This window comes from Shewanella intestini (assembly GCF_018221465.1).
GTDB classification, from domain to species: domain Bacteria; phylum Pseudomonadota; class Gammaproteobacteria; order Enterobacterales; family Shewanellaceae; genus Shewanella; species Shewanella intestini.
Map to the genome: position 1 here is coordinate 44,966 of NZ_JAAIKR010000020.1, position 6,000 is coordinate 50,965.

Genomic DNA, 6,000 nt, shown 5'->3' on the forward strand with positions numbered 1-6,000 from the left:
CCCGTCATTTAAAATCAAATGACGGGTGGTAGCTTAAGTTGGAGAGTGTCGCACTGTTGAGTTCAATTTGAGCTTAGCTCATTAAAAATCATTTATTTAGCAAACTTGCGCTGAAAAGCCAAACCTAACACACCAAGTAAAGACCAAAATCCGATTGCGCCACCTGAATCTTTGTTTTGGTTGGTTTTTGGTGAGGCCGTTTGAACGGGAGGGGTTCGACCTTGATTAATAGTTATAACCTGATCATTATCAAGTGTTACTTTGCCCTCGTACCCGTTGGCACTTTCAATGTCATAAGTACAAGTGTCAAACGGTTGTACCGTAGTCCCAACACAGCTACCACCTATAATTGTTACATCACCCGAATAAGTCGCGTTGTCGATAAAACTATCTCGATGCAAACTTTGCACTTCAACCGTAACAGTGCCGCCCGTTGTTGGTGTTGTTGCTTGAGTTGGATAGTGCCAGCCGTTAACCGTTGATAAAATAAAATCTCTTGCCAAGGCCAAGCGTATTCCCTCTGCTTGTTCGTGGGTTTCTTCATCGAGCGCACCCCCCACATGAATCGCAACAATGCGGTTGTTTGAGTCGATATAAGGCGCGCCAGAGTCGCCAGCTATAGACATGCCTTGACCCGTTTCTTTTAAAACAGTTTTATAGATTGTCAAATCTTGGGGGTTTGATAGTTCAATGGCATAACTAAGCGTGTCCAAAGGGTTGTAATCCCCTGCGCCCCAACCGAGTAATTTAATTTTTTCGTTAGCTGTTAATATGCGTGTAGATAAAAAAGTGGCTTTTGTTGTATCAACACTAAATGGCAATTCCCACAAACTAACATCTGTTCCAATTGTGTCATACGTAGGATCAATATAGACATTTGAGGGGTATACCGTCCCATTTTTATAAGTTTCAACCCCATAAGCGGCTTTATCTGCACAATGCGCCGCAGTTAACACCCATTTGCCGCCAATAATCGTGCCAGTACAGTTCATTATTACACTATCGTCATTGTCTGACCAATTCACGACCGTGCCATTTTCAACAGCTAATGCATGGCAAGAAATAGCCATTAAACTTAATGCTAGAAGGGATTTTTTCACACTGAACCTCGGTATAGTTAAATCGTTAATTACTTAATGTGTTAATTGCTTAATGCGTTAATTATACAGTTAACATATTAAGGATGAAATTGTACGATTATAATAAAATGTAAAATAAACTTGTTATTGAATATTTAGATAATAAAAAGATACGAAGTAAGAAACCCTATTTAATGTTATATAATTAAACCAACAATCACTCTTAATATTATTTCATTACAGGATGGTAGCTAACGTAAAATTAACTTTGAGTTAACGGGTGAGGTGTTTGTATTTAACTTGGCTATAAACCAAAAATGCTAAGTGCTTTTATCCCTGCTGAATGTTTGGTTATGTTTGGTTATGTTTGTGGTGGTGATTACCACGAAATTGACATTTTAAAGTATGATACCCCTGACTTATAAAATTCACCACCATCTACGTTAAAACCCAATTTTTTATAAAATGAATATGCTGAAGTTCGTGCATCACACCAAAAATAATTGATATTATTACGCTTCAAATCGTTAATAATATGCACGATAGCTTTAGTCCCCATTCCTTGACCTTGATATTCAGGTAACGTTGCAAATTTTCTAAGCCTTGCTTCATTTTCATAGATAAAAACAGATGCAACACAGACAAGTTTATTGTCATTAAACACACCATAATGAATTGCTGAATCATCACCTTTTACTTCACAAAATGAAGGTGATTTATCTGGCCATAACACTTGATGTCTAATGGGTAAAACATCTGCAGTCGTCATTTTTTTTATTTTTATACTTCTTTTCGTTATTCTAAAAAACATAGACATAATGACGCCTCACTAAAGATGGTGCTTTGCAATTTATCGGGGAGTAGCTCAAAGCCAGAGCCAGACTCGTTTTGTCAAAGAAACTAAATCGAAGAGCAGCATGAATAAACATAACATACTTTTTATTGGCCTTATGTAGGCTGCAAGCTAATCAAGCGCAAATGCAGCGCTGCATTTGTTGTCGGAATACGATTATTTGACAAAGGGAAATGCATATAACTTGCTAAGCTATTTAAAAATATAGAGTTTCGACTAACGAGTACCGTCGGCTGTGTTTTGTCCTCGTTATACGTTGACTTTATATTTCAAATCCATTACTTCATCTCCTGTCATTCCCCTAAAACCCCAACAGTGGGCTTCTTGTTCTTTAATCGTGATTTCTATATTTATTGGGGAAATATTTAATTGAGTCGCTATTTCTGAAAATAAACGCTTAATTAAAGATTTCTTTGTCTTAACGTGTCTGCCCGACATCATATTTATTTCTATGACTGTGTAACTATCATTACGACCTTGTGGATAATAAAAATCACTTTTGTCCATTGGGATTATTCTGTGGGCTCGTTTACTTTCTGGTAAACCTAATTCTTGCGACATACAAAATTGAATAATATCTGATAATGTTGATTTTATCGGATTTAAAGACTCTTTTATTCCATAAATAACTATCATGATTATTTTCCTGTGAATACACTATTTTCATAACGTATGATGCCCATTTAAGGGGCTGATAACCGTTTGCTAAAAGGTGTAGTGAGGCGAAACTGAGCAAACGGTTAGCTGTTTCGCTTGAACGACTGATTGTATGTGCCTAGCATAACGACTTTAAAAGCCTTTTACTGCCAGCCAAGCCAAAATATCGACTAACAGAATCATTGCTGATGTTCGCAATAACAGAGCAAAATGAGATACATTTTCTTTAGGCGTATGAGGCTCAGTATTTGAGTTGACCGACACCGTTGATGACGTATCACATTTTACGTAATACATTGAAGAATCAAGATTACCCATTTTGCCGTTTAAATCATTTTACATCCGCATTTTGCTGCATACCAAGGCCACGATAAGTAGCAAAAAAGGGTTGACTAAAATTGGCTGTGGCGTGAAATTGCCAACTTTTCTTGTCCATTAACCCCCTTGTTGTGCATGACTAAACAATGATGCGCTGTCAGGTAAACTTAGGCCTGCCATGTTGGTGCCTGAAGAACATTAAACCCGTTTCACTGGCCGTTTATATTCTCCGTGTTGCGACACGGCGTTACTATGAACGTGCAGTTGTAACTTCATACCTTAGAAATATGGGTACAACAATGCGCTAACAGTAACCCCATCGTCGCGCCAGCAAGAATATCCCCTAAGTAATGGTAGTTTTGACCTAATTGACCACATGCTGTTGCAAACATTAACACTAACCAAAAAACACGCAGTCTAGGCATTAAGTGACAGAACATACCGCCCAATGCAAACGCGAACAATGTGTGTCCAGAAGGAAAAGAGTGAAAACCGGCCTCAAGGTTAAACGGGTAAAACCCTTCAATACCGTTATCAATCCACGACAGATTATGATTAATCCAGGTTTCAGGCCACGTGCGGCCAAAGATAACCTTGCTGCTCACACGAATTGTCGTCGCAATGATGAACAACCAAGTTAATTGCCGACTGACTTGGTGTAATGTGGGTCGCCACTTAGGTAACATCCCTAGCACGATGAGACTGGCCGCGATGATGCTTAGTACTAGCGGTATTTCAGATAAAGTATGAAACAATAGGTTGGCGCTATTATAGGTATGCATAAACGTGGCAATACGTGTGTCAGCATATTGTACGCTGAGTATTACCAATAAGCTGGCCAGCAAGTAGCCCAATACATAACGTCGATGAAAGGCAAGCGGTTGTGCTGAGGGCGTTATCCAGTTATTCATTTTGTGGTTGTTATCATTGCAGTTGTTCGTATTGTCATCGTTGTCATTGGCGCGCAAATGGTGGCTAGGTGCACCACACGCACGTAAGCTCGCTGAAAAATAACGCTGATAGTGATCAGCGATGAAATATTATTATGCGTTTAGCTGTGCTGCAACGTTTCAATCATGATGATTTTATTGACCATTTTTTGATTTACCGGGACATTAAGCTGATGTTTTGCAGCGCGGCTAACGACATATCCGTTAATTTGTTGAATTTCAGTTGGACGTTGAAAGTGAATATCTTGGCGCATTGACGAGTAATTATTTGCCGTTGATGCAATGACCTTCGCGACAATCGATTGCATTTCAGTCAAGTTAATGACGACGTCATCAGCTTTTGCCACCGTGACACATTCTTCAATAATCGCATTAATACGTGTCTGATATTGTTTTTCACTTAATTGGCCATTACGGCATTGTTCAATGGCGGTGAGTGGATTAATTGCGCAGTTGATAACCAGTTTTTTCCATAAGGCATTGAGAATGTTATCGCTTAGCGCTAATGCCGGAATGGCATCATTAAGTAATTGCATTAATTGAGGTGCTATTGGCGTGCCTTGTATGTGGCCTATTGTCGTTAAGCCATTGCCTGTTTGTTCTATATGCCACTGGCTGTGTTTAAGTGCCGCTTGTGAGGTCGTGCCGATTGATAGCCCCATCCCAGTAAAAGGCGCGAGTATATTGGCCACGGTTAAATGTGGCCCCATGCCATTGTGAAGCAATAACACATGACAGTCACCTGGTAGCGCGTTAATGACATTATTTAAAGCGTTGTTAACCTGATAGGCTTTTACACACACAATAAGTAACTGAGTTGATGCTAAGCGTGCGCTTAAGTCGTTGTCACTAAGGCTGATAACATGCCCGTTGTATTGATGTCGATGACCTTCAATATCATCAAATACAAGTGCAGTTTGTGTGCTTGTTGAGTGTTGTTTTACCAATAGCTGGACATCAATGGCGGCGTTAATTTGGCTTGAACATTGCCGATAAAGTAGTTGCCCAATCGCACCAGCACCTAAAATAGTGATAGTCGAGGTTGATTTAGTCACTTGTTTTAGCCTTAGTTTGATACCAGTCTTTAACGTTTGAATACAACATTAAGCATAAATAAAAAAAGGTGATACCTGCTAAGTCAGCGGCGACATCTGCAATTGAAGCTCTTCGGTAAGGTAACATTGATTGAATCACTTCAATCATCATTGCATATAAGCTTAGTATGCTTGCTAACCAGTACCATTTGGGTTTGAACGCATAATAAGCTAAGTATGACAACGCGAAGAAACTGCCTGCATGACCTAATTTGTCCATGTTAGTGAAATAAATAGGGTAGTTAGGCTTAGAAAAAACCAAATAACTGACTACCGCAAAGGTAATTAATAAGGCCAACTTAAACACGTTTGTATAATTCATCACAAGCCTGAGTGGCCTCTTTAAAAAGTGTAATAGCATCATCATAAAAAAACTCACGCTTAATGTCACTGTTAACCCTGTTAATCCCCAAATTTCATGCGGTTCGGTTTACAATAAGTCTTTTGGTTATACTGAGGAAACCGCTAATGCCGTCAATGGATATCGTCTCAGAAGTCGATGCAGTAGAACTACGCAATGCCGTGGATAATAGTCGCCGTGAAATCGACAGTCGTTATGATTTTCGCGGAAAAAACGTCAATATTGAATTTAAAGACTTACAGGTAACGTTGTCAGCGGATGATGACTATTACTGTAAGCAAATGGTTGATGTCCTGCGGATGAACTTGAGCAAGCGTAATGTTGATCCCGCAGTGATGGAAGTAGATGAAAAAGCCCTGCATACAGGTAAAACCTTTTCTCTGCGAGTGCGTTTTAAAGAAGGTATTGAAACCGATATCGCAAAGAAATTAGTTAAAATCATTAAAGAAAGTAAACTAAAAGTGCAATCAGCCATTCAAGGCGACTCAGTCAGAGTGACTGGTAAGAAACGTGACGATTTACAAGCGGTGATGCAACTTGCACGTACATCAGAATTAGGCCAACCGTTTCAGTTTAATAATTTCAGAGATTAATCTGGCTGTGGCATTGTGATAATTGATGTAGATGTAGATGTAGATGTAGATGTAGATGTAGATGTAGATGTAGATGTAGATGTAGATGTAGATGT

General features: G+C 39.2%; 7 protein-coding genes. 1 reads left to right on the forward strand and 6 read right to left on the reverse strand.

Annotated elements, in window-relative coordinates:
- Positions 1-92: 92 nt before the first annotated feature.
- The 6 genes from G3R48_RS16030 to G3R48_RS16055 all read right to left on the reverse strand — a co-directional run bounded on the left by G3R48_RS16030 (position 93) and on the right by G3R48_RS16055 (position 5,312).
- On the reverse strand, positions 93-1,100 hold the full coding sequence (locus G3R48_RS16030; RefSeq protein ID WP_212593395.1) for a trypsin-like serine protease: 1,008 nt from the start codon (positions 1,098-1,100) through the stop codon (positions 93-95).
- Positions 1,101-1,458: 358 nt separating this feature from the next.
- Complete coding sequence (locus G3R48_RS16035; RefSeq protein WP_228497309.1) at positions 1,459-1,896, reverse strand: GNAT family N-acetyltransferase; 438 nt, start codon at positions 1,894-1,896, stop codon at positions 1,459-1,461.
- Positions 1,897-2,181: 285 nt separating this feature from the next.
- Positions 2,182-2,568: a tautomerase family protein gene (locus G3R48_RS16040; RefSeq protein ID WP_153661467.1), complete on the reverse strand. Its 387-nt coding sequence runs from the start codon at positions 2,566-2,568 to the stop codon at positions 2,182-2,184.
- Positions 2,569-3,179: 611 nt separating this feature from the next.
- Positions 3,180-3,818, reverse strand: a complete 639-nt coding sequence (locus tag G3R48_RS16045; RefSeq protein WP_153661466.1) for a phosphatase PAP2 family protein — start codon at positions 3,816-3,818, stop codon at positions 3,180-3,182.
- A 140-nt stretch (positions 3,819-3,958) separates the two neighbouring features.
- A complete protein-coding gene (locus G3R48_RS16050) occupies positions 3,959-4,912 on the reverse strand; it encodes a ketopantoate reductase family protein (RefSeq protein ID WP_212593396.1) in 954 nt (317 codons plus the stop codon).
- Complete coding sequence (locus G3R48_RS16055) at positions 4,905-5,312, reverse strand: VanZ family protein (protein ID WP_153662115.1); 408 nt, start codon at positions 5,310-5,312, stop codon at positions 4,905-4,907. Before G3R48_RS16055 ends, G3R48_RS16050 begins: the two co-directional genes overlap by 8 nt.
- A 107-nt stretch (positions 5,313-5,419) precedes the next feature.
- Here G3R48_RS16055 and G3R48_RS16060 point away from each other — a divergent pair, with 107 nt between their 5' ends.
- A complete protein-coding gene (locus G3R48_RS16060) occupies positions 5,420-5,905 on the forward strand; it encodes a YajQ family cyclic di-GMP-binding protein (protein WP_153661464.1) in 486 nt (161 codons plus the stop codon).
- Positions 5,906-6,000 lie beyond the last annotated feature (95 nt).